The organism is Erythrobacter dokdonensis DSW-74 (assembly GCF_001677335.1).
GTDB lineage: Bacteria > Pseudomonadota > Alphaproteobacteria > Sphingomonadales > Sphingomonadaceae > Erythrobacter > Erythrobacter dokdonensis.
On the sequence record NZ_LZYB01000001.1, the window covers coordinates 723,750 to 746,071 of the forward strand.

Below are 22,322 nucleotides of genomic sequence, written 5' to 3' on the forward strand. Positions count from 1 at the left end.
TGCCCAATAATTAGGCACCCCCTCGCAGATGACCTCGCTCCCCACCCCTCCGGCGCTCAAGCCGATTGCGATCGGCCCCGTAACGGTTGCCGAGCCGGTGGTGCTCGCGCCGATGACCGGAGTGACGGACATGCCGTTTCGTACGCTGGTGCGGCGGTACGGTTCGGGCCTCAACGTTACCGAAATGGTAGCGAGCGAGGCGGCGATCCGTGAAACCCGCGTCAGTACGCAAAAGACCGCGTGGGACCGGATCGAGGAGCCGGTCTCGATGCAGTTGGTCGGCTGTGATCCTGCCAGCATGGCCGAAGCGGCGAAGATCCAGGAAGGCAATGGCGCGGCAATCATCGACATCAATTTCGGCTGCCCGGTCAGGAAGGTCGTCGGCCAGTTCGCCGGCAGCGCCCTCATGCGCGAGGTGCCGCTCGCCGTCCGGCTGATGGAAGCGACCGTGAAGGCGGTGAAGGTGCCGGTCACGGTCAAGATGCGGATGGGCTGGTGCCACGATAGTCTCAACGCGCCGGAAATGGCCCGTATTGCCGAGGATCTCGGCGTGCAGATGGTCACCGTCCACGGCCGCACCCGCAACCAGATGTACAAGGGGCACGCTGACTGGGCTTTCGTCAGCAAGGTCAAGGATGCGGTGAAGATTCCCGTTATCGTCAACGGTGACATCTGCGGTGTGGAAGATGCCGCAAAGGCGCTCGAGCAATCGGGCGCGGACGGTGTGATGATCGGACGCGGCGCTTACGGGAAGCCCTGGCTTCTTGGGCAGGTGATGCACTGGTGGCGCACAGGAGAGATGCTGCCAACGCCGGGCATGGCCGAACAATACGGCGTGGTGGTGGAGCATTACAACCGGATGCTCGATCACTACGGGCGTGACACGGGAGTGAAAATGGCGCGCAAGCACCTGGGCTGGTATACTAAGGGACTGCACGGGTCCGCGGAATTCCGCAATCAGGCCAATTTCATCGACGATCCCGATCAGGTGCTCGGCGAGATCGAACGTTTCTACGAACCTTTCCTGCTGCAAAAGGCGGCCTGAGGCATGCCGACGGGGGCCTTGACCGGAAGTCTTGATACACCCGATCCGGTTGATGGTCCGGCTCCCGATGCGAGGGCACAGCTTGCAGGCCTGATTTTCGCCGTTCTCCTGATCGACCGCGACGGACGGATCGCCGAAGTCAACCATGCCGCAGAGAGTCTTCTCGGCACCAGCGCAAGCCGGATAGTCGGGGCCGGTCTGGCCGAACGCATCGGGCCGCTAGACGAACGCGTCGCCGCGCGTCTGCGGGAGACAGACGAGGCACTGGTGGCACGCGATCTGGCGATCATGGCAGGCGAGAGCGAGATCCGCGTCAACATGACCGTCTCGCCGCTCGGAACCTTTCCCGGATGGCGCGTGGTGACGCTTAGCGAAATCGGTCACGAGGATCCGGTGCACAAACAGGGCGGCGATGCCATGCTGAGCGCCCCGACGGTGCTCGCGCACGAGATCAAGAATCCGCTCGCTGCCATTCGCGGCGCCGGCCAGCTCGTGGCGCGAAAGCTGCCTGATGGCGACAAGAAACTTGCGCGCATGATCACTGACGAGGTTGATCGTATCGCACGGCTGATCGATCGGATGCAGCAGCTCGGCAGCACCCGCACCGGACCGGTCGGGCCGTGCAATCCGCACGAGGCCATCCGCGCTGCAATTGCCACTATGCGGGCGGTGGATGCCGATCCGGAGGCTCTTGATATCCGTGAGGAATTCGACCCTTCCTTGCCACCGGTGCTCGTCAACCGGGACGCGCTGGAGCAGGTCCTCATCAATCTTGTCTCCAACGCGCGCGAAGCGGCGCGCGGGGGCACGGCATCGCCCTCAATCGTGGTCCAGACCCGCTTTGTTGGCGGCCTCGCTTTCAGTGCGATCCGCGAGGGCAAGGCGGTGCCGCTGCCGATCGAGATTACCGTAACCGACAACGGTCCCGGCATTCCGCCCGAACTGCGCGATCATGTGTTCGAACCGTTCGTGTCCTCCAAGCCATCGGGGCAGGGTCTGGGCCTGTCGCTGGTGCGCAAGCTGGTGCGCGACATGAACGGCAACATCAGTCACGAACGCGATATCCGCGCGGGACTTACCCATTTCCGCCTGCATCTTCCGCAGGCACGGCAAGCGAGCTGATAGATGGGGTCTTCTCCAGACAAGACGGTCCTTCTGGTCGAAGATGACGCCGCAATCGCGACGGTCATCATCGCCGCGCTCGAAGACGAGGGTTTTGATATTGCCCATTGCACCAGCATCGCGGCGCGTAACCGGTTGCTCGGCGAGGGCACTTATGCCGCGATGCTGACCGATGTGATGCTCGAAGATGGCGATGGCTTGGCAAGCTTGTCGGCCGTGCGCGAGCAGGCACCGCGCATGCCGATCATTGTGCTTTCTGCCCAGAATACCCTCGATACGGCCGTAAGGGCGAGCGAGAGCGAGGCTTTCGAATACTTCCCGAAGCCCTTCGATCTCGACGAGCTGGTTCATGCAGTCAGGCAGGCGGTCGGCCAGCAGTCGCAAGCAAAAGAGGATGTAGCTGACGCCGAGCCCGAGCCAGAGGGCGCGCGAATGCCGCTGGTCGGGCGCAGTCCGGCTATGCAGAGCGTCTACCGGATGATCACCCGTGTTCTCCGCAACGACCTTACCGTATTGATTACCGGAGAGAGCGGTACCGGCAAGGAACTGGTTGCCGAAGCTATTCACCAGCTTGGCAGTCGCCGCACGGGGCCGTTCGTGGCGGTCAACACAGCGGCAATCCCCGCAGACCTGGTCGAAAGCGAACTTTTCGGCCACGAAAAGGGCGCCTTCACCGGGGCCATCGCCCAGGCGATCGGCAAGTTCGAACAGGCCAATGGCGGCACGCTGTTTCTTGACGAGATCGGGGACATGCCTTCCGAGGCGCAAACGCGGCTTCTGCGCGCGCTGCAATCGGGCCGCATCCGCCGCGTCGGCGGGCGTCAGGAAATTGCGGTCAACGTCCGGATCATAGCGGCCACCAACCGTGATCTTGCCCCGATGATTGCCGCGGGCACTTTCCGGGAGGACTTGTTCTACCGTCTCAATGTTGTCCCGATCGAGTTGCCGCCGCTGCGTGAACGGCGCGAGGACATAGGCGCGCTGGCCCAGCATTTCCTGATTCTTGCCGCCGAAGACGGTCTGCCGCGTCGCTCTCTGGGCCCCGAAGCGATTGCCCGTCTCGAACAGCGCTCGTGGCGGGGAAATGTTCGCGAGCTCAGGAATGTGGTCTATCGTCTTGCCCTGATGGCCCGCGAGGACCGGATCGACGCGGAGACACTCGCGGATATCGTCGGCGATGAAATCGCGCCTGGTGGCGCGTCCTGCCGAGAGGTCGCTGAGGGCTTTGCGCCAGCGCTTGCTGCCTGGCTCGCCAGCGAGACACCACAGCCGGGCACGATCTATCACAGTGCCCTTGCCGCTTTCGAGAAACCGCTGATCGAACATGCGCTGGGCCAGACGGGGGGTAACCAACTGCGGGCCGCACAATTGCTCGGCATCAATCGCAACACGTTGCGCAAGCGGATCGGCGAGCTGGGACTTGAACCGGACCGGTATTCCAACTGACGGACCGGTTTTCCAACTGAGATGCACCTGTGATCGGGCGTTATACAGTTTCGCCTTGCACATTTGCCACACCACTGTTGTAAAGGCGCAACGATGGACGCGCCCATATCTCAGGAACCGGGCCTCGTGCCGCGGCAGTCACCGCGCTGGTGGCGCCGGTTCGTCATCGCGTCGCGCCGGGCCAATATCTTCTTCTGGCTCGAAGTCATTTCGGCAATCGCGCTTCTGCTTGCCGTCGGGGCGACATGGCTGACCTACTCACGCGCAACCGCACCGGACACTCTGCTTCCGACCATGGAAGTCTCGCTATTGCTGATGGCGACGCTGGTCCCGGCGATGGCCCTGCTGGTGCTGGTCGGCAGGCGGGTCGCGCTGCGGCGCGCGGCGGGCAGCACGGCGCGTCTGCATGTGCGACTCGTGTTCTTCTTCTCGATGGTGGCCGCACTGCCGACGCTGCTGGTTGCGGGTTTTGCCGCCTTCCTGTTCCAGACCGGCGTTGATTTCTGGTTCTCCGACGATTCTCGCGGGTTGATGGAGAACGCCAACGCTCTGGCGCAGAACTATTACGACGCCAACCAGCGCGATGTGCAACAGGAGACGCTCGCGATGGCGAGCGACATGCGCTTCATTCTGGAGCGGGTAACGATCACCGACGGCGATTTCCCGGACTTCTACGCGTTGCAGGCCCAGGGGCGGAAGATATCCGAGAGCGCCATTCTCCAGCGTATGCCCGATGGCTCGCTGCGACGTGCGGCGATCCTGAATCTTACCGAGGACAACAGCCCGCTCGAGTTCAGTCGCAACGCCTTGCCACGGCTCGAACAGGGTGAATTCGTGGTGGTGGTGGGCGGTCCCGAGCGGATTGAGGCGCTGGCTCCGATCGATCCGGATGGCGGCATCTATCTGTATAATGCCCGCACCACCGAAGAGACGATGTTCAATTCCTGGTCACGCGCGCAGTCGATCGTGACGGCCTATGACAGGCTGACCGGAAGTGCGCGGATCCTGCAATTGCGCTTCAACATCGCACTGGTCGCGGTCAGTCTGCTGCTGGTTGGGCTCGCCATCTGGTTCGCGCTGAGATTTGCCGATCGTCAGGTCAAGCCGTTGACCGATCTGGTCGGCGCGGCGCGCAAGGTCGGGCAGGGCAATTTCGCGCTGCGGGTTGAAGGGCGCACCGGCGCGGATGAAATCGGGCTGCTCAACCGGGCCTTCAATCGCATGACCGCGCAGCTCGAAAAGCAGACCCAGGCACTGGTCAGCGCCAATCGCCAGATCGACGATCGCCGCGCCTTCATGGAAGCGGTGCTGGAATCGGTTACCGCAGGGGTCATTTCGGTCGATGCGGACATGCGCGTGATGCTAATGAACTCGTCGGCACAGGCACTGCTTTCGCCCCCCGGCGCCGAGGGCGACGGCATGATCGGACACGCACTAGAGGAACTCGCGCCCGAACTGACCCGGATGATCGCAGAGGGCAAGGAACGCGCGATCATCACCCATGCCAAGGGTAATGAATTGCTGACGCTCGCGGTAAAGGTCGCGCCGGGCACCAGCGGCCATGTGATCACCTTCGAGGATATTACCCGGCAGTTGCTCGACCAGCGGCAGGCGGCCTGGTCCGACGTGGCGCGGCGTATCGCGCATGAGATCAAGAACCCTCTCACCCCGATCCAGCTTGCCACGGAACGGTTGAAACGCCGCTACCGCATGCAGGTCGGCGAGGAGGACCGCGAATTGTTCGACGAGCTGACCAGCACGATTGTCCGGCAGGTCGGCGACCTCAGGAAGATGGTCGACGAGTTTTCCTCCTTTGCGCGGCTGCCCAAACCGGTGTTCCGCGATGAGGATGCGCTCGACCTTGTCCGGCAGGCTGTGTTTCTGCAGGAAGTGGCCCATTCCGGCATCGCCTTCAGCGTCGCCTCCGCCGATCTCGCAGACCGCGAAGTGCGCTGTGATCGTCACCAATTCGGTCAGGCCATGACCAATGTCCTCAAGAATGCGGTCGAGGCGGTCGAGGCACGTGCGGGCGAGGCACGCGGCGAATATGCGGGCGAAATCTCGGTTGCCATCATAGACGCCAGTGAGGCGATCGTGGTGACGGTCGAAGACAACGGCATCGGCCTGCCTGCCGATCGTGAACGCATCACGGAACCCTATGTGACCACACGCGAGAAAGGCACCGGCCTCGGGCTCGCAATCGTCAACAAGATTGTCGACGAGCATGGCGGGGACATGAGCTTTGCCAGCACTGCTTCAGGGGGTACGCGCGTTACCTTGCGCTTCGCCCGCAATCCGCAACCGGTCGAGGGCCAGCCTCTATGATGCCCGGTCTGTTGCCACCCCAACCTATCACCAAAGGAACCTGCCGATGGCGCTCGAAATCCTGATCGTCGATGACGAACGCGATATCCGCGAACTGGTCGCAGGCGTGCTTGGCGATGAGGGCTATGTCTGCCGCACCGCGGCAGATAGCACCGAGGCGCTGGCCGCGATCGATGAACGCCGCCCCAGTCTGGTTTTGCTCGATGTATGGCTGCACGGCAGCCAGATGGACGGGCTCGAACTGCTGGATGCGATCAAGGCGCGCGAGCCGGGCCTGCCGGTGATCATCTTCTCCGGCCACGGCAATATCGATACCGCGGTGGCCGCAGTGTCGCGTGGAGCGATGGATTTCATCGAAAAGCCCTTCGAGGCCGAGCGGCTGCTGCTGCTGGTCGAACGTGCAACCGAGACCGAAAGGCTGCGGCGCGAGAACAGCAGACTGCGCGAAGGCAGCTGGGGCAGTGCCGAGTTCACCGGAAACTCGCCGGCCATCAACGCCGTTCGCGCCACGCTCAAGCGGGTGGCCAATACCGGCAGCCGGGTACTTATTTCGGGCCCTCCGGGGGCCGGGAAGGAAGTCGCCGCGCGGTTGCTCCATGCATGGAGTGGACGGTCCCAGGGGGCTTTCGTGCTGGTCAATTCGGCGCGTATTACGCCCGAGCGCTTTGAGCACGAGCTTTTCGGAGAGGAAGTAAACGGCAAGCAAGTGCGTCCCGGGCTGCTTGAACTGGCCGACGGCGGCACTCTCTATCTTGATGAGATTGCCGACATGCCATTGTCCACGCAGGCGCGGATCCTGCGTGTCCTGACCGATCAGAGCTTCGTTCGGGTTGGGGGCAGCCGGCAGATCGGGGTCGATGTGCGTGTCGTATCGTCAACCACCCGGGATCTGACGGTCGAAATGGCGGAAAAGCGTTTTCGCGAGGATCTGTTCTACCGTCTGAATGTGGTCCCGGTAGCCATTCCTTCCCTGGCCCACCGGCGCGAGGATATTCCGGTGCTGGCGGAGCACTTCTTTACCCGCTACTCGAATGATCAGGGTCTCGCTCCGCCGGAGCTTTCCCAGGAGGCGATGGCCGCATTGCAAGCCTATGACTGGCCCGGCAATGTGCGCCAACTGCGCAATGTGGTCGAACGGACCATCATCATGACGCCGCGCGAAAAGCTGACCAGAGTCGAACCCGACATGCTTCCGCCAGAAATCACCGGGGGGCAGATTGGCACGGCAGGCGACAGTCTTTCCGCGATCATGGGGGTGCCGCTGCGCGAGGCGCGCGAGAGTTTCGAGCGCGAATACCTCGCGATCCAGATCCGACGCTTTTCCGGCAATATCTCGAAAACCGCGAGCTTTATCGGCATGGAACGCTCGGCCCTGCATCGCAAACTCAAACTGCTCGGCATGGCCGACCGCAAGGACGACGGCGATCAGGACTGAAAGACGCGAAGGCGGGGTCCTTCCGTCAAATGACACCTTGTCGCTGGCAGCGGCAATCGCCATTATAAGTTGCGGGCAATGAAAGTGTTGGCCCGGCGCATTGCGGCGAACATGCGGTCGACAAGAAGGGCCGCCAAGAACAGGAGGCAAACCCATGTCCAGCGGACGAACGCTCTCACCACGTCCTATCGTCCGTTCAACCGCCACGAGCGAGAGCCAATCCGGCGCTAGCGGCGGATCGGTGGGGCGTCAGGGCAATCTGCAGGACGCTTTCCTCAACCTGCTGCGCAAGAACAAGATTCCCGTAACCATGTTCCTCGTGAAGGGGGTCAAGTTGCAGGGTATCGTTACCTGGTTCGACAATTTCTCGATCCTGCTGCGCCGTGACGGCCAGTCCCAGCTGGTCTACAAGCACGCAATTTCGACCATCATGCCCGGCCAATTGCTCGATCCGCAGCAGTTCGAGGCACGCCCGGGCGGCCGCAAGCAGAAGCAGTTGCAGGACATCTTCCTCAGCCGTGTCGCAGAGGCGGAGATCCAGGTGACGATGTTCCTCGTCAACGGGGTCATGTTGCAGGGGCGGATTGCCGCTTATGACCTGTTCTGCATGCTCCTCGAACGTGATGGTGCAGTGCAATTGGCCTACAAGCACGCGGTTTCCACCATCCAGCCAAGTGGTCCGGTCGATCTGAGTGTCGAGGACGACGATGCCGACGACAGGACAGAAGACTGAGCTTCGATAGCGAATTCGCCGAGGAGGTGACCCGCGGAGCGCGGGCGCTGGTGCTGTGTCCGGATATAAGGGCGCTGCGCTATGATCTTGACGCGCCTGAACGGCTCGCGGAGGCCGAAGGACTGGCGCTGGCGATCGGCATCGTGGTGGCACATTCGGCAATCCTGCCGATCCGGAAAATGCAGCCCAACACCCTGTTCGGTTCCGGACAGGTCGAAAATATCGCGGTCTGGTGCGAGCAGCACGAGGCGGAACTTGTCATCGTTGACGGGGCGCTTACCCCGATCCAGCAGCGCAATCTCGAGGACCGGCTCAAACGCAAGGTTATCGATCGCACTGGTCTCATCCTAGAGATCTTCGGCGAGCGGGCCGCCACCGCGGAAGGCCGCTTGCAGGTCGAACTGGCGCATCTCGATTACCAGCAGAGCCGCCTGGTGCGTAGCTGGACCCACCTCGAACGCCAGCGCGGCGGCTTTGGTTTCCTCGGCGGCCCTGGCGAAACCCAGATCGAAGCCGACCGGCGCATGATACGCCAGCGCATGGGACGTTTGCGGCGCGAACTCGAACAGGTGCGCAAGACCCGTGCGTTGCATCGCGAGCGTCGGGGGAGGGCGCCCTGGCCGGTGATCGCGCTGGTTGGCTATACCAATGCAGGCAAATCGACATTGTTCAACCGCCTGACCGGCGCGGAGGTGATGGCAGAGGACCTGCTGTTCGCCACTCTCGATCCGACCATGCGGGCAATCCGCCTGCCGGGCGTGGAGAAGGCAATCCTGTCGGACACGGTGGGCTTCATTTCCGACCTGCCGACCCAGCTTGTCGCGGCCTTCCGGGCGACGCTGGAAGAAGTGACCGGTGCCGACGTCATTTGCCACGTGCGCGACATGTCCAATCCTAGCCATGCTGCCCAAGTCAAGCAGGTTATGGAAGTACTCGCGGATCTCGGCGTCGTCGACAAGGACACCGGCGAGAGCACCATCCCCATCCTCGAAGTCTGGAACAAGTGTGATCTCCTAGATTCCGGACTATTTGAGGAATTGTCGGAAGCGGCCGAAACTCAGGAGGCTGTCATGCTCTCCGCAGCCACAGGGGAGGGGGTGGCCGCACTTGAAGAGCGATTGGCCGCGCTTCTGACCGGAACGGCGCGCGAGGTCAGCTTTGTGCTGCCGGTCAGCGACGGGCGGCGCATGGCGTGGCTGCACGCGCATGGCGAGGTGTTGGGAGAAGAGGACGCAGGTCAAGGCGACGCCGGCCCGCTGCGCCGGGTAACTGTCAGGCTCAATCCCAAGGAACTGGGGCAGTTTACGACCTTAGGTCAGTAAATCAGTGATCTATTCGGCTTTCTTCACCTTCTGCCAGAGTTCTTCCTGGGCTGCGAGGGGTAGTTTTGCAAAGTCATCCCTCGCAAGGCGCTCCATTGCCTGAAACCGCCGCTCGAATTTCGCATTGGCGGCCCGCAAGGCATCCTCGGCGCTGATGCCATAGGCACGCACGAGATTGACGACCGCAAACAGCAGGTCACCTGCTTCCTCGAAGCGCTCCTGATCGTCCGACGCCGCCTTGAGTTCCTCGATCTCCTCGGAAACCTTGGCTTCCGGCCCAGCAGGATCGGGCCAGTCGAAGCCCGTGCGCGCGGCGCGCTTCTGAAGCTTCTGGGCGCGCATCAGCGCGGGCAAGGCAAGTGCAACCCCGTCCAGCGCGCTGCTGACACCCTTGGCTGTCCTTTCGCTTTGCTTGATGTCTTCCCAGCGTGTTTCGTCCATCGAACCTGATTCGCCCCCGAAGATGTGCGGGTGACGGGCTTCCATCTTGTCGCTGATCGCCTGCGCGACATCGGCGAAACCAAAAAGGCCGGCTTCCTGCGCCATACGCGCATGAAAGACGACCTGAAGCAGCAGGTCGCCAAGTTCGTCGCGCAGATCGTCCATGTCGCGGCGGGCAATGGCATCCGCGACCTCGTAGGCTTCTTCGATCGTGTAAGGTGCGATGGTGGCGAAGGTCTGGGCGAGATCCCAGTCGCAGCCGTCGTGCGGGTCGCGCAGGCGGGCCATGATCGCGAGGAGGCGATCGATGGGGGATTGGTGGGGGGCTTCGCTCATGCCTGACCTTAAGATGGATAATATATATTATGTTAAATTATAGGAGGGCGCTTGCGGCTCCCTGTGCCCGCAGGAACCACTCCACCATCACGAACAGGCCGACAAAGACGGCCAGCCAAACCAGCGCCATCCTGGCGATCCGGCTCCAGCCGAGCCGATAGGACGCAAGCGCCGACCCGGCGAGCACCAGCCAGCCGATCAGGCCGACAAGCGGAATGAGGCTATCCATCGTCATGCCGCGATCTCCAGCCCATCGTACCCAACGGTGACAAAATCGGGCACCTCACCGCACAGCGTGCGGTAGTCCATGCTCTTGTCGAGATGGCTCAGGACAACGCGCCTCGCGCCGCAGCGCTCGCCCAGTTCAATCGCCATTGCTAGGTGCGCATGGGTCGGATGCGGCTCACGCCGGAGACAATCGGAAACGAGAATGTCGACACCATCGAACAGATCGATCATCTCATCCGAAATCTCACTGAAATCGGTGGCATAGGCGATGGACTTTCCATTGGCTTCGAAGCGGTAACCGGTCGTCTCGCCGCTGCCGTGCGCCATCTGGCACCATTCGACACCGAACCCTGCGATCATGCGCAGCCGGTCGAGCGTGTCGATGGTGCAGATCGTCGGATAGCCGTCCTGCCCGGCAAAGACATAGCCGAAGCGCTGGCGCAGGCGTCTCACTGTCTCGGTCGAGGCGAAGGACGGGATCGGTCCGGCGCGTCCGTAACGCAGCACCCTCAGATCATCGATGCCATGGCAATGGTCGGCGTGATCATGCGTCCAGAATACCGCGTCGATGCTGCCGATCCGGTTCGCAAGCAATTGCGCCCGGCAGTCCGATGACGTGTCGACCAGCAGCCGCCGACCTTCAGCGCTTTCCACCAGGATCGAGACCCTCGTGCGACGATTGCGCGGCTCGAGAGGGTCGCAATCGCCCCAGTCGCCCGTGCCGTCAGCCCCACCCAGTCGTGGCACCCCGGTGGAAGTGCCAGAGCCGAGCATCACCAGCTTCATGCTTGCGCCTTACTGAAAAGCTTGAAGAAATTGGCTGTCGTAGTGGCCTTCAGTTGTTCCACTTCCGTTCCTCGCAACCCTGCGACGAAGGCGGCAGTATCGGCAACATAGGCAGGCTCGCACACTCTTCCCCGATGCGGCACGGGGGCGAGGAATGGACTGTCGGTCTCCACGAGCAGCCTGTCTTCAGGAACGATCTTCGCGACTTCCTGCAAGTCCTTGGCGTTCTTGAAGGTCACGATGCCGGAAAGCGAGATGGTCAGGCCCAGCGCCAGGACCTTTTCGGCGAAATCGAAGGATGCCGTGAAACAGTGGATCAGCGCCGGGAAGGCCCCCTTCCCCATCTCCTCGGCAAGGATCGCATAGGTGTCCTCCTCAGCATCGCGGGTGTGGATGATCAGCGGCAACTGCGTCTCGCGGGCGACATCGATATGCATGCGGAACAAGCACTTCTGGGCGTCTCTGTCCGACTTGTCGTAATAATAGTCGAGCCCCGTCTCGCCGATCGCGATGACTTTGGGATGGCGGGTCGCTTCAAGCAGCGCGGCGCGACCGAGATCCTGATGCGCGTCCGCCTCGTGGGGATGGATGCCGACGCTGGCGAACACATCCGGCTCGCGCGCAGCGGTGCCGACGACCTGGTCCCATTCGCTCTGGCGGGTCGAGATGTTGAGGAAGGCTCCTACCCCTGCGGCGCGTGCGCGTGCCAGCACGCCCTCCCGGTCCTCGACGAGGCCCTTGTACTCGAGGTGGCAGTGGCTATCGACCAGCATCAGGCGTTCGTAGCCTCTTCCGCTGGCAGTTCAAGGCGCGGGAACAGAGGGGTCGGCGGCGCAACGGTGTAGCCACTGGTGACGAGGCGATTGAACCATTCCCGATCATCCAGAACGGCATAAGATCGCGCGTCAGCGGGAATGCCAAGCTGATCGAGCAGCGCGCCTGCCTTTTCCGGTACCACGGGCTGGATCGCGATGGCGAGATCGCGCAGCGCCATGAACAGCGTCTGGAGTACCGCCTTCATCCGCTCCGGATCGGTCTTTTTCAGCTTCCATGGTGCCTGCTCGTCGACATACTGGTTGCAGGCATATACCGTACGCAGCCAGGCCTCGATCCCGGTGGAGAAGTTCAGCGCGTTGAATTCGCGCGGGAGTTCCCTCTCACAGGCGATCCTCACCGTGGTCAGCAAATCGGCATCAGCATCAGCCATCTCAAAGGCTTCGAGCCTGCCGTCCATATTCTTCGCGATCATCGACAGCGTGCGCTGAGCCAGGTTGCCAAAGCTGTTGGCCAGCTCCGCATTGGCTCGTAAAACAATGGCTTCAGGAGAATAGCTTCCGTCCTGTCCGAAGGCGACTTCGCGCATCAGGAAATAGCGCAAGGCGTCAACCCCGAAGCGCTCGGCCAGTTCAAGCGGATCGGTGACATTGCCGAGCGACTTCGATTCCTTCTGCCCGCGATTGAGCAGAAAGCCGTGGCCGAACACTTTGTCGGGCAGCGGCAGGCCTGCGCTCATCAGAAAGGCCGGCCAATAGATCGTGTGAAAGCGCACGATATCCTTGCCGATCAGGTGAAGGCTCGCGGGCCAGAACTCGCTCATCAGCGCGGTATCGTCGGGATAGCCGAGGCCCGTGAGGTAATTGGTGAGCGCATCCACCCACACATACATCACGTGTCCTTCGCTGCCCGGCACCGGCACGCCCCAATCGAAGGATGTCCGGCTGACCGAAAGATCGCGCAGGCCCTGTTCAACGAAAGCGATCATCTCGTTGCGGCGGCTTGCGGGTTCGAGAAAGCCCGGTGTTCCCAGCAATTCAAGCAGTTGATCCTGATATTTCGAAAGCCGGAAGAACCAGCTTTCCTCGATCGTCCACTCGACCGGCGTGCCTTGCGGGGAGAGCTTTTCGCCACCCTCGCCCAGGGACAGCTCGCTTTCGTCGTAATAGGCCTCGTCACGCACGGAGTACCAGCCCTCGTAGCGGTCGAGGTAGAGGTCGCCGGCCGCTGCCATGCGCTCCCAGATCGCCTGGCTGGCACGATGGTGGTCGGGCTCAGACGTGCGGATGAACCGGTCATATGACACGTTGAGTGCATCGCACATCTCACGGAAATAAGCCGACATTTCATCCGCCAGATCGCGCGGGCTGCGCCCCTGTTCTTCGGCCTTGCGGGCCATCTTGAGCCCGTGTTCGTCGGTGCCGGTCTGGAACCGTACCGGGCGGCCGCGCAGACGCTGGAAACGCGCGATCACATCCGCTGCAATCGCCTCGTAGGCATGTCCGATATGCGGTCGTCCGTTGGGGTAGGAGATCGCGGTGGTGATATAGAAGGGGGTGGTGTCGGTCTCAGCCATGGGCCGGCTCGCTAGCGGGGGCGGCTCCGACAAGCAAGCCGCCGATCTCGAACAGCAGGATGCCTGCATCAAAATTGGCTGTCGGGGCTTCCGCAGCAAGCCGTGCCAGCGCGCCATGGGCATCGATCAGCCTGAGGCGCCGGGCGGAATCGTCGCTCTCGCGCGCTGCGCGTGCGGTCAGGGCCTGAGCAAGCTCGAGCACGGCCTGCATGCGCTCGCGGTCGGCCCGCGGCCCGATCAGTCTGGCAAGTTCGCCGCGCTGCCCGAAACCCTCCTCTCCGCCCTGCAGCATCTGCTCGATAATCCGCGCGATCGGGGCAAGGTCCTGTTCGGCAAAGCGCAGCGCTGCGCCGAAGGAGCCTTCCGCAGCGGCGATGGCATCCGGATCGGGCGATACTCCTGCCTCTTCCAGCATTGTTGCCAGCTGGCGGTCCGAAAGCGCTGGAAAACGCATGATCCGGCACCGCGAGCGGATGGTGGGAAGCAGCCTGGCCGGACGGTGGGTGACCAGAAGGAAGAATGTGCCGGCGGGCGGCTCTTCGAGGCTCTTGAGCAGCTTGTTGGCCGCATGCTGGTTCATGTCGTCAGCCGGCTCGATGATTATCGCCCGCCTTGAACCGAGTGTTGGACGGGTTCTGAGCCGCGCCTGCATCGCCCCGACGTCGCGCTCCCGGATGACTTTCGACAATTCGAACGGCTTGCCGTCCTGGCGCTTGCGCTCTTCCTTGTCGTCCTTGGCGCTGTAGGTCACGATGTGAATGTCGGGATGATCCTGCGGCTGAGGTATGCCGTCTTGCGCCACAAGCTCGCGCGCAGCCGCAAGGGCGAAATCGCGCTTGCCCAGCCCGGCCTTGCCCGCCAGCAGCCACCCGTGATGCATTCTGTCACCCGAGAGTGCCTCGCGCCATTGCCGCCAGGCATCGGCATGATTGGGCCAGCGCGTCATCCGGCAGCCCCTTCCAGCAGGTCGGAAAGGGCTGCCATGATGCGGGCATGAACATCGTCGGGTGCGCCGATCCCGTCGATCCTCGCGAAGCCCGCTGGATCGGCTGCGGCGATGGCCCGAAAAGCTGCCGTCACAGCGCGGTGATAGCTTGCGGAACGCGCTTCGATGGCGTCGGTCTCGGCGCCCCGCCCGGCCAGTCTCGCAGCCAGCGCTGCCTCGTCGCCTTCGAGCAGGATCACCCGGTCCGGCCTCAGCCCGTCGCTACCGAAGTCATGGAGCGCCAGGATGGCATCGTCTCCGAGCTTGCCAGCCCCGCCCTGGTAAGCACGGCTTGAGTCCACAAAGCGATCGCACACAACCCATTCGCCGCGAGCAAGCGCCGGCCGAACAAGATGAGCAACGTGGTCTGCGCGCGCAGCAGCAAACAGCAGCGCTTCGGCTTCCGGCGTCCAACCCTGCTCCCCTGGCGGGGCGAGCAGGAGGTTGCGGATCGCCTCGGCACCCGGAGTTCCGCCAGGCTCGCGGGTGGTGACCACCGTCAGCCCTCTCGCCCTCAGCGCTTCGGCCAACAGCCGCGATTGCGTGGACTTGCCCGCCCCCTCTCCGCCTTCGAGGGCGATAAAGCGGCCCGGCGCGGTCATGTGAACAGTCCGACGATAGCATTGACGATACGGTCGAACGGTCCCGCCACGCCGACCGCATCGGCGGCATGGAGCGGAATGCGGGCCGGAGCAACTCCGGGGGCCGTGACTTCAAGAACCGCAACTTCCTGTCCGGCCGTAATCGGTGCGCGCAGTGGCCCTTCGTAATGTATCGTTGCGGAAAGCGGCGCCTTGGCGGTCTTCGGCAGGTTAATCGCAACCAGCCCCCTCGCCACCAGGCTCACCTGACGGGCATCACCATCCTGCACCCGTGCCTTGCCCACGACCGCCCCTGCCGCGAACAGCAGGCGGCGATCGAAAGCTGAAAAGCCCCATTCGATGTAGGAGCGGGCCAGCTGTGCGCGCAGTCGCCCGTTTTCGACCCCCGCCAGCACCATCACCAGCCGCTGCCCGTCGCGCTTCGCCGTACCCAGATAGGAGAAGCCCGATTCATTGGTGAACCCGGTCTTGATCCCGTCCGCACCCGGCACACGCCCGATCAGGGGATCGTGATTGACCTGTGCAATTCCTTTGTAATCGAACCCTGTGCGACCAATGTAGTAGCCGAACTTGTCGCGGTGACGGGTGACCAGCGCGCGGGCGAGTTTTACAAGGTCATTCGCCGTTGTGAAGGTGCGCCCTTCGTCGGGAAAGCCGTTGGGCGTGCCGAAATGGCTTCCGCTCATGCCGAGCTTGCGTGCCTCCTCGTTCATCCCCATCGTCCAGGCACTGACCGAACCTGCCTGGCCCTCGGCCAGCACCGCCGCGCCATCATTGGCTGAAACATTGGCGATGCCGAGCAGAAGGTCATGCACGCTCACCCGCTCGCCGGCATCAAGGAACATTGTCGAGCCCTTGCGACGCCACTCGCGCGCCACCGCCGGGCTCATGGCGAAAACCTGCGCCGGATCGAGCCGCCCTGCTTCGATCAATTCGAAGGCGTGATAAAGCGTCATCACCTTGGTCACCGATGCAGGCATGAAGCGCCGGTCGGCGTTGCGGGCATGCAGCACCTGCCCGCTGGTGATGTCGACCAGCAATGCAACAGGCGCCTGTGCGGCTGACGGCGGTGCGGCGATGTCGAGCGCCGACCTTGCCTCGGCACGCACAGGCATGGCCATGGCGCTCAGCAGCACAAGAAGGGCGGACAGGAAACGCATCAGGCTGTTCACACGGCGAGCTATAGCCCTGCCCCCCGCGCTTGGCGAGGCAGGCCATCTCTTCAGTTCACGATTTCGTCGGCCAGCAGTCCCACGCTCATCGCATAGTAGTTGGAGCAGTTATATTCGAGAATTGCGCGGTAATTGCCCGTCAGCAACCATGCCGGTGCGCCCGGGCCATCGGGCTGAAACAGCGACACCATGACGTCATCGGGAAGACCTTGCTGGGCCACAACTCCCAGCGCGCGCCATTCGGCAACGGTTTTCCAGACACTGTGACGTTCATGGACCCGCGGGCAAAGTGGCGCGGAAAGCCGGGTCTTGTAGGCGTCCACGTCGAAGCCGGATGGCACATAGGCCTTCACGCCCCAAGGCTGTCCCGGACGCCATCCGGCGTCCCGGAAATAATTGGCGATCGAGGCAAAGGTATCCGCGCGGTTCGAGAATATGTCCGCCCGCCCGTCTCCGTCTCCGTCGGTGGCGAGCCGCAGGTACACGCTCGGCAGGAACTGCGGGTTACCGAAAGCGCCGGCATAGCTGCCCACAAGTTCCGAACGGGCAAAGCCTTTATCCGCAATCTTGAGCAAGGCAATGAATTCGCCTTCGAACAATTCCCGTCGCCGCCCTTCCCAGGCCAAAGTGGCGAGGCTGCGAGCGAGATCGAAATCGCCCTTGATCCGGCCGTAGCTGGTCTCGTGGCCGAAGATGGCGATGATTATCGCGCCGGGTACGCCGGTCTCGCGTTCGATTCGGGCGAGCTGGTCGCGATGCCCGGCATAGACGCCGCGTCCCGTGGCGATCCGCTCACGGTTCACATGGGTCGCGATATAGGGCGCAAGCGGCGGATAGCCCTGCGACGTGGCACTGCCGGGCTGGTTGCGGTCCAGGCGGATCACCCGTTCGTTCGGCGTCAGGCCTGCCGTCATCCGATCGATCGTCGCGCTGCTCACGCCCTCGGCGCGCGCGCGTGCCTTGAGCACTTCCAGATAGGCATCAAAGGGCAAGACCGCCTGTGGCTGCGACTGGGCCACGACCGGAGCAAGAGCAGGGGTCGCACCTGAAAGACAAAGGGCGGCAGGCAAAAGCCAGGCAACAGGACGCGAGCGGGGAATCATTCTTTCCAGCGTGTCACATCTTGTCCGGATTCCCAACAGGTGAAGTCTGGTGACAGGACAAAGATGCTTGGCTAGAGGCAATCCGACGCGGACAGGTGGCCGAGTGGTTTAAGGCAGCGGTCTTGAAAACCGCCGTAGGTGCAAGCCTACCGTGGGTTCGAATCCCACCCTGTCCGCCATCCGTCCCGCAGCTATGCCCTCGCTGTGACCAGCCACGCCTTAGAGCCCATCATCACCCCCTGCTCCGGGATGTGACGGTCGCGGAAGAGTTCGACCAGATCGCTGCGCGCTGCCTCCCGGATAACTGCTCCGGCTTCATCGAGCACCCGGCCCACGGCCATTGATGAGAGCACGAAATCGACAGCATCTTCCGGCGATGCGCCAGATCCTCCCACCGGCTGCTTGCCCTGATAGGCGACGGCTTCCATCCCCGAGAACCCTGCACCGGTCAGCACATCTTCAAGGTATGCAAGGTCCTCGAAGGCAAAAGGGCCGGGTGCGCGCGGCACGGCGGGGGGGATTTCGACATGGCGGCGCACCACGCCCATGACTTCCATCATCCACAGGTTGTCGCGCGGGTTGGCCCAGACGGCGAGATCGATGCGGGCGGCCGGCTTCAGCATGGTCTTGATGTTCCGGAAGGCCGCCACCGGCGTTTCGAAGAACATCGACCCGAAGCGCGAAAACAGCCGGTCGAAGGGCGGTTCATCAAGCCTGACAGTGGCCGCATCGGCGCAGACAAAGCGCGCGTGGCTATCCGCGGATGCGGCGCGTTCGATGGCCTTGGCGACCAGCATCGGAGCAACATCGAGGCCCAGGGCAGCACCCTGAGGACCGACCGCTTCGGCAATCGCAAGCGTCGTCGCCCCGCCCCCACAGCCCAGATCGAGCACCCGCTCGCCGGTCTGGTAATCCGCCTGCGCCAGCAGCGCCGTGCCGATCGGGGCGATCATGCCCTCGAACCGGTCGAGAGAGGCGAGCCAGCGCGCGCCCATTTCGCCCGCCCAGTCTTCGCCCTTGAGCGCTTCGGTGCCGCCTTGTGTCATGCCGTGTTCCTCAGAAGTGCAGCGCCCGTCCGTAGGCGTCGAGCACGCTTTCGTGCATCATTTCCGACAGGGTCGGGTGCGGGAAGACGGTCTGCATCAGCTCGGCCTCGGTGGTCTCCAACGTCTTGCCGACGGTGTAGCCCTGAATCAGCTCGGTCACTTCCGCGCCGACCATGTGCGCGCCCAGCAGCTCGCCGGTCTTGGCGTCGAACACGGTCTTGATGAAGCCCTCGGCCTCGCCCAGCGCGATCGCCTTGCCGTTGCCGATGAAGGGGAAGTTGCCGACCTTCACCTCGTAGCCCGCCTCTTTTGCCTTGGCTTCGGTGAGGCCGACAGAGGCGATCTGCGGGTGGCAATAGGTGCAGCCCGGGATGTTGTTGCGGTTCAAGGGGTGCGGGTGGACTTCGGTGTTGCCGAGTTCCTTGGCGATCGCCTCGGCGCAGGTTACGCCCTCGTGGCTTGCCTTGTGCGCCAGCCACGGGCCGGGCGTGCAGTCGCCGATTGCCCACAGGCCTTTGGTCTTGGTGCGTCCATAGGGATCGATCTGGATGAAGCCGCGGTCCATGTCCGCCAGACCTTCGAGGCCGATGTTTTCGGTATTGGGCACAATCCCGATGGCGACGATGACGTGGGAGTATTCGCCGGTCGCGCTCTTGCCCGCCTTGTCCTTGATGGTGGCGGTGATGCCCTTGTCGGACACCTTGATGTCCTCCACGCCCGCGCCGGTCATGATGGTGATGCCCTGCTTCTTGAGGCTCTTTTCAAGGAAGGTCGAGACATCCGCATCCTCCACCGGCACGATCCGGTCGAGCATCTCCACCACGGTCACCTCGCTGCCGAGATCGTTGTAGAAGCTCGCGAATTCGATTCCGATGGCGCCCGATCCGATCACCAGAAGCTTCTTCGGCAATTCGGCAGGTGTCATCGCGTGGCGATAGGTCCACACGCGCTTGCCATCGGCGGGGGCGAAAGGCAGGTCGCGGGCGCGCGCGCCGGTGGCGACGATGATGTGCCTGGCGGTGAGGGCTTCCTCGCCCTTCTCGCCGTTGACCGTCAGGCTGTTTGCGCCGGTCAGCGTGCCGGAGCCCATGTGGACTGTGATCTTGTTCTTCTTCATCAGGTGACCGATGCCCTGATTGAGCTGTTTGGCCACCCCGCGGCTGCGCTTGACGATGGCGGCCAGGTCCGCCTCGATGCCTTGCGCGACGAGGCCATAGTCGCCCGCATGCTGCATGTAGTGGAAGATTTCGGCCGAGCGCAGCATCGCCTTGGTCGGGATGCAGCCCCAATTGAGGCAGATGCCGCCGAGGTTCTCGCGCTCGACGATCGCGGTCTTCAGGCCCAGCTGCGCGCAGCGGATTGCCGCGACATAGCCGCCGGGCCCGGAACCGAGCACGATCACGTCATATTGATTGTCAGCCATTGTCTTTATCCTTGGGGAGGAGAAGCGTTGCATTGGCGGCGATGGCGCGCGGGCGGCCGTCCTCGCCTATCAGCACGAATTTGAACGTGCCCTTGGCGACCATCGTGGTCGCCTCACCGTTGCGTTCGCGGGCTATCGCCTCGGCGGCGATGGTGAGCGAGGTGGTGCCGGTGGCGAGAACGTCGCAATAGACGGAGAGTTCATCCCCCACGGCCATTGCGCCCGGAAAGGCGAAGTCGGTCGCGGAGACGACCACCGCCTTGCCCTGCCCCACGCGGCTTGCAAGGCTGCCCGCGCCCAGCGCCATCTGCGCCATCAGCCATCCGCCGAACACCCCGCCATAGGGGTTGGTGTCGGCCGGCATGGCGGTGGCCCTGATCGTTAACTCGCCAACAGGCATGGCGTCAGACCACCAGCCCCATCGGGTTCTCGACCAACTGCTGGAACGCCTGCATCAGCTGCGCGCCGTCCGCGCCGTCGATGGCGCGGTGGTCGAAGCTGCCGGTGACGCTCATCACAGTGGCGACACCCAGCGTGCCGTCGATCACATGGGGCCGCTGCTCGCCCGCGCCGACCGCGAGGATCATCGCCTGCGGCGGGTTGATCACCGCGTCGAACTGCTTGGTGCCGAACATGCCGAGGTTGGACAACGAGGCCGTGCCGCCCTGGTATTCCTGCGGCATCAGCTTGCCGTCGCGCGCCTTGTTCGCCAGTTCCTTCATCTCGGTGCTGATCTGCGCGAGGCCCTTGCGCCCCGCATCGCGGATCACCGGCGTGATGAGGCCTGAAGGAGCGGCCACCGCAACCGAGATATCCTGCCGCGAGAATTGCAGCAGCGTATCGCCCTGGAAGCTGACATTGCACTTGGGCACGCGCTGGAGCGCGCGGGCCAGCGCCTTGATCAGCAGATCATTGACCGACAGCTTCACGCCGTCAGCATCAAGCGACTTGTTGAGTTCTCCGCGCAGCTTGAGCAGCGCATCCAGACGCACATCGACGGTGAGGTAGATGTGCGGAATGGTCTGCTTGGCCTCGGTCAAGCGGCGCGCGATGACCTTGCGAACATTGTTGAGCTTGATTGCCTCGTATGGCGCATCGAGATCGCCGCCGAGCGTGGGGACCGCCACCGGCGCGGGTGCTGCAGCGGGTGCGGATGCAGGCGCCGCCGCCGGAGCCTCAGGCGCGGCCGCAGCGGGGGTGAAGGCCTCCACATCGTCCTTGACGATGCGGCCATTGGGTCCGGTGCCCTTGACCTGCGAAAGATCGATGCCCCTGTCCGCCGCGATCCGCTTGGCCAGCGGCGAGGCGATCACCCGCGCGCCCGGGGCTGCAGGGGCGGGTGCAGGAGCCGGAGCCGGAGCCGGAGCGGGGCTTGCCGCAGGCGCAGGCGAACCGCCGCCCGCCGCAATCGCGCTTTCCACGTCTTCCTTGGTGATCTTGCCCTTGGGGCCGGTGCCGGCAAGGCTGGAAAGGTCGATGCCGTTAGCCTCGGCCAGTTTGCGCGCGGTCGGCGTGGCGGCGGGGCCTTCGGCAGGCGCAGAAGGGACAGGCGCAGGCGCCGTAGCCGAGGCGGGCGCCGCCTCCTCGCCTTCCACCGCCAGCCGCGCGATCACCGCGCCGACCTTCACGCCCTCGGTACCTTCCGCAATCAGGATCTCGGCAATCACGCCTTCATCGACTGCCTCGAACTCCATCGTCGCCTTGTCGGTCTCGATCTCGGCCATGATGTCGCCCGAGGAAATCGTGTCTCCAACCTTGACCAGCCAGCGCGCAAGCGTGCCTTCTTCCATGGTGGGCGACAAAGCCGGCATCTTGATGTCCAAGGCCATGATCCGCTGAAACTCCCGTGTTCGATCCTCGGTCATGTCTCTGGCCAATTCGGGCGCAGCGGGCAAGGGTCAGAAGTGGGGGGACTTGCCAATCCATACGAATGCATTGATACCTCGGCTCCTCACGGGGTTCGAGACATGCGCACATTTCTGGTCATCATCGACGAGAGCGAAGAGGCGCTGGCTGCTCTGCGTTACGCTGCGCGGCGGGCGGCAGCGGTCGGGGGAGCTGTGCATCTCCTCGCGTTGGTGCCGCAGCAGAACTTCTCCGCTTTCGGCGCGGTGCAGGCCACCATCGAGGCCGAGGCGCGCGACCGGGCGGAAATGCTCGCCCACGGTGTGGCAGGCAATCTTCTGGCAGAAAGCGGGATCATGCCGACCATTTCGGTCAAGATCGGCAACGGCCAGAAGATCGTCGGCGAATTCCTGACCGAGCATCCCGAGGTGGCCGCTCTGGTGCTCGGCGCAGCCAGAGGAGCCGCGCCCGGTCCGCTGGTGACGCATTTCTCGGCCGCTGCTGGAACCCTGCCCTGCCCGCTCTACATCGTTCCTGCCGATTATGACGAGATGGCGCGCGAGCACGGCGTCTAGCG

General features: G+C 63.4%; 21 protein-coding genes and 1 tRNA gene. 9 read left to right on the plus strand and 13 right to left on the minus strand.

What is annotated here, in order from left to right:
- Nucleotides 1-28: 28 nt before the first annotated feature.
- From dusB to hflX, 7 genes are all read left to right on the plus strand, one after another.
- Nucleotides 29-1,045, plus strand: a complete 1,017-nt coding sequence (gene dusB, locus I603_RS03445; protein ID WP_068862375.1) for a tRNA dihydrouridine synthase DusB — start codon at nt 29-31, stop codon at nt 1,043-1,045.
- A gap of 18 nt (nt 1,046-1,063) precedes the next feature.
- Nucleotides 1,064-2,167, plus strand: a complete 1,104-nt coding sequence (locus tag I603_RS03450) for a two-component system sensor histidine kinase NtrB (RefSeq protein WP_232305230.1) — start codon at nt 1,064-1,066, stop codon at nt 2,165-2,167.
- Between the two features lie 3 nt (nt 2,168-2,170).
- On the plus strand, nt 2,171-3,613 hold the full coding sequence (locus I603_RS03455) for a sigma-54-dependent transcriptional regulator (protein ID WP_068862377.1): 1,443 nt from the start codon (nt 2,171-2,173) through the stop codon (nt 3,611-3,613).
- A 93-nt stretch (nt 3,614-3,706) separates the two neighbouring features.
- A complete protein-coding gene (locus I603_RS03460; RefSeq protein ID WP_068862378.1) occupies nt 3,707-5,938 on the plus strand; it encodes a sensor histidine kinase in 2,232 nt (743 codons plus the stop codon).
- A 46-nt stretch (nt 5,939-5,984) separates the two neighbouring features.
- On the plus strand, nt 5,985-7,373 hold the full coding sequence (gene ntrX / locus I603_RS03465; protein WP_068862379.1) for a nitrogen assimilation response regulator NtrX: 1,389 nt from the start codon (nt 5,985-5,987) through the stop codon (nt 7,371-7,373).
- Nucleotides 7,374-7,527: 154 nt separating this feature from the next.
- On the plus strand, nt 7,528-8,106 hold the full coding sequence (hfq, locus tag I603_RS03470; RefSeq protein WP_068862380.1) for an RNA chaperone Hfq: 579 nt from the start codon (nt 7,528-7,530) through the stop codon (nt 8,104-8,106).
- Nucleotides 8,107-8,132: 26 nt separating this feature from the next.
- On the plus strand, nt 8,133-9,428 hold the full coding sequence (hflX, locus tag I603_RS03475; RefSeq protein ID WP_084439801.1) for a GTPase HflX: 1,296 nt from the start codon (nt 8,133-8,135) through the stop codon (nt 9,426-9,428).
- Nucleotides 9,429-9,437: 9 nt separating this feature from the next.
- On the opposite strand, the gene mazG is transcribed toward hflX, so the two are convergent.
- From mazG to I603_RS03520, 9 genes are read right to left on the minus strand one after another with little or no spacing between them, the layout of a single operon-like run.
- Nucleotides 9,438-10,205, minus strand: coding sequence for a nucleoside triphosphate pyrophosphohydrolase (gene mazG, locus I603_RS03480; protein WP_068862382.1), 768 nt, complete (start codon nt 10,203-10,205; stop codon nt 9,438-9,440).
- A gap of 37 nt (nt 10,206-10,242) precedes the next feature.
- A complete protein-coding gene (locus I603_RS03485; protein ID WP_068862383.1) occupies nt 10,243-10,440 on the minus strand; it encodes a hypothetical protein in 198 nt (65 codons plus the stop codon).
- The gene (locus I603_RS03490) at nt 10,437-11,219 is read right to left on the minus strand and encodes an MBL fold metallo-hydrolase (protein WP_068862384.1); all 783 of its coding nucleotides are present in this window, start codon (nt 11,217-11,219) and stop codon (nt 10,437-10,439) included. Before I603_RS03490 ends, I603_RS03485 begins: the two co-directional genes overlap by 4 nt.
- The gene (locus I603_RS03495) at nt 11,216-11,992 is read right to left on the minus strand and encodes a TatD family hydrolase (protein ID WP_068862385.1); all 777 of its coding nucleotides are present in this window, start codon (nt 11,990-11,992) and stop codon (nt 11,216-11,218) included. The genes I603_RS03490 and I603_RS03495 overlap by 4 nt, the downstream gene beginning before the upstream one ends.
- Nucleotides 11,992-13,569: a methionine--tRNA ligase gene (metG, locus tag I603_RS03500; protein ID WP_068862386.1), complete on the minus strand. Its 1,578-nt coding sequence runs from the start codon at nt 13,567-13,569 to the stop codon at nt 11,992-11,994. Before metG ends, I603_RS03495 begins: the two co-directional genes overlap by 1 nt.
- The gene (locus tag I603_RS03505; protein WP_068862387.1) at nt 13,562-14,515 is read right to left on the minus strand and encodes a DNA polymerase III subunit delta'; all 954 of its coding nucleotides are present in this window, start codon (nt 14,513-14,515) and stop codon (nt 13,562-13,564) included. The genes metG and I603_RS03505 overlap by 8 nt, the downstream gene beginning before the upstream one ends.
- Entirely contained in the window at nt 14,512-15,156 is a 645-nt protein-coding gene (tmk, locus tag I603_RS03510; RefSeq protein ID WP_068862388.1) for a dTMP kinase, read from the minus strand. The genes I603_RS03505 and tmk overlap by 4 nt, the downstream gene beginning before the upstream one ends.
- Nucleotides 15,153-16,328: a D-alanyl-D-alanine carboxypeptidase family protein gene (locus I603_RS03515; RefSeq protein WP_232305231.1), complete on the minus strand. Its 1,176-nt coding sequence runs from the start codon at nt 16,326-16,328 to the stop codon at nt 15,153-15,155. The genes tmk and I603_RS03515 overlap by 4 nt, the downstream gene beginning before the upstream one ends.
- 50 nt (nt 16,329-16,378) lie before the next feature.
- The gene (locus tag I603_RS03520; protein WP_068862389.1) at nt 16,379-17,431 is read right to left on the minus strand and encodes a lytic murein transglycosylase; all 1,053 of its coding nucleotides are present in this window, start codon (nt 17,429-17,431) and stop codon (nt 16,379-16,381) included.
- Between the two features lie 89 nt (nt 17,432-17,520).
- On the opposite strand from I603_RS03520, the gene I603_RS03525 reads away from it, so the two are divergent.
- A tRNA-Ser gene (locus tag I603_RS03525) sits at nt 17,521-17,610 on the plus strand.
- A gap of 12 nt (nt 17,611-17,622) precedes the next feature.
- On the opposite strand, the gene I603_RS03530 is transcribed toward I603_RS03525, so the two are convergent.
- The 4 genes from I603_RS03530 to I603_RS03545 are packed head-to-tail and all read right to left on the minus strand — an operon-like array spanning nt 17,623 to nt 21,729.
- A complete protein-coding gene (locus tag I603_RS03530) occupies nt 17,623-18,477 on the minus strand; it encodes a class I SAM-dependent methyltransferase (RefSeq protein ID WP_068862390.1) in 855 nt (284 codons plus the stop codon).
- A gap of 10 nt (nt 18,478-18,487) precedes the next feature.
- Nucleotides 18,488-19,900 carry a dihydrolipoyl dehydrogenase gene (gene lpdA / locus I603_RS03535; RefSeq protein ID WP_068862391.1) on the minus strand — a complete coding sequence of 471 codons (1,413 nt, stop codon included), beginning with the start codon at nt 19,898-19,900 and terminating at the stop codon, nt 18,488-18,490.
- A complete protein-coding gene (locus tag I603_RS03540; RefSeq protein ID WP_232305232.1) occupies nt 19,893-20,264 on the minus strand; it encodes an acyl-CoA thioesterase in 372 nt (123 codons plus the stop codon). The genes lpdA and I603_RS03540 overlap by 8 nt, the downstream gene beginning before the upstream one ends.
- A gap of 40 nt (nt 20,265-20,304) precedes the next feature.
- Entirely contained in the window at nt 20,305-21,729 is a 1,425-nt protein-coding gene (locus I603_RS03545; RefSeq protein WP_068862542.1) for a 2-oxo acid dehydrogenase subunit E2, read from the minus strand.
- A 138-nt stretch (nt 21,730-21,867) separates the two neighbouring features.
- Between I603_RS03545 and I603_RS03550 the strand changes: the two genes are divergently transcribed.
- Complete coding sequence (locus tag I603_RS03550) at nt 21,868-22,320, plus strand: universal stress protein (protein ID WP_068862393.1); 453 nt, start codon at nt 21,868-21,870, stop codon at nt 22,318-22,320.
- The last annotated feature ends 2 nt before the right edge of the window (nt 22,321-22,322 follow it).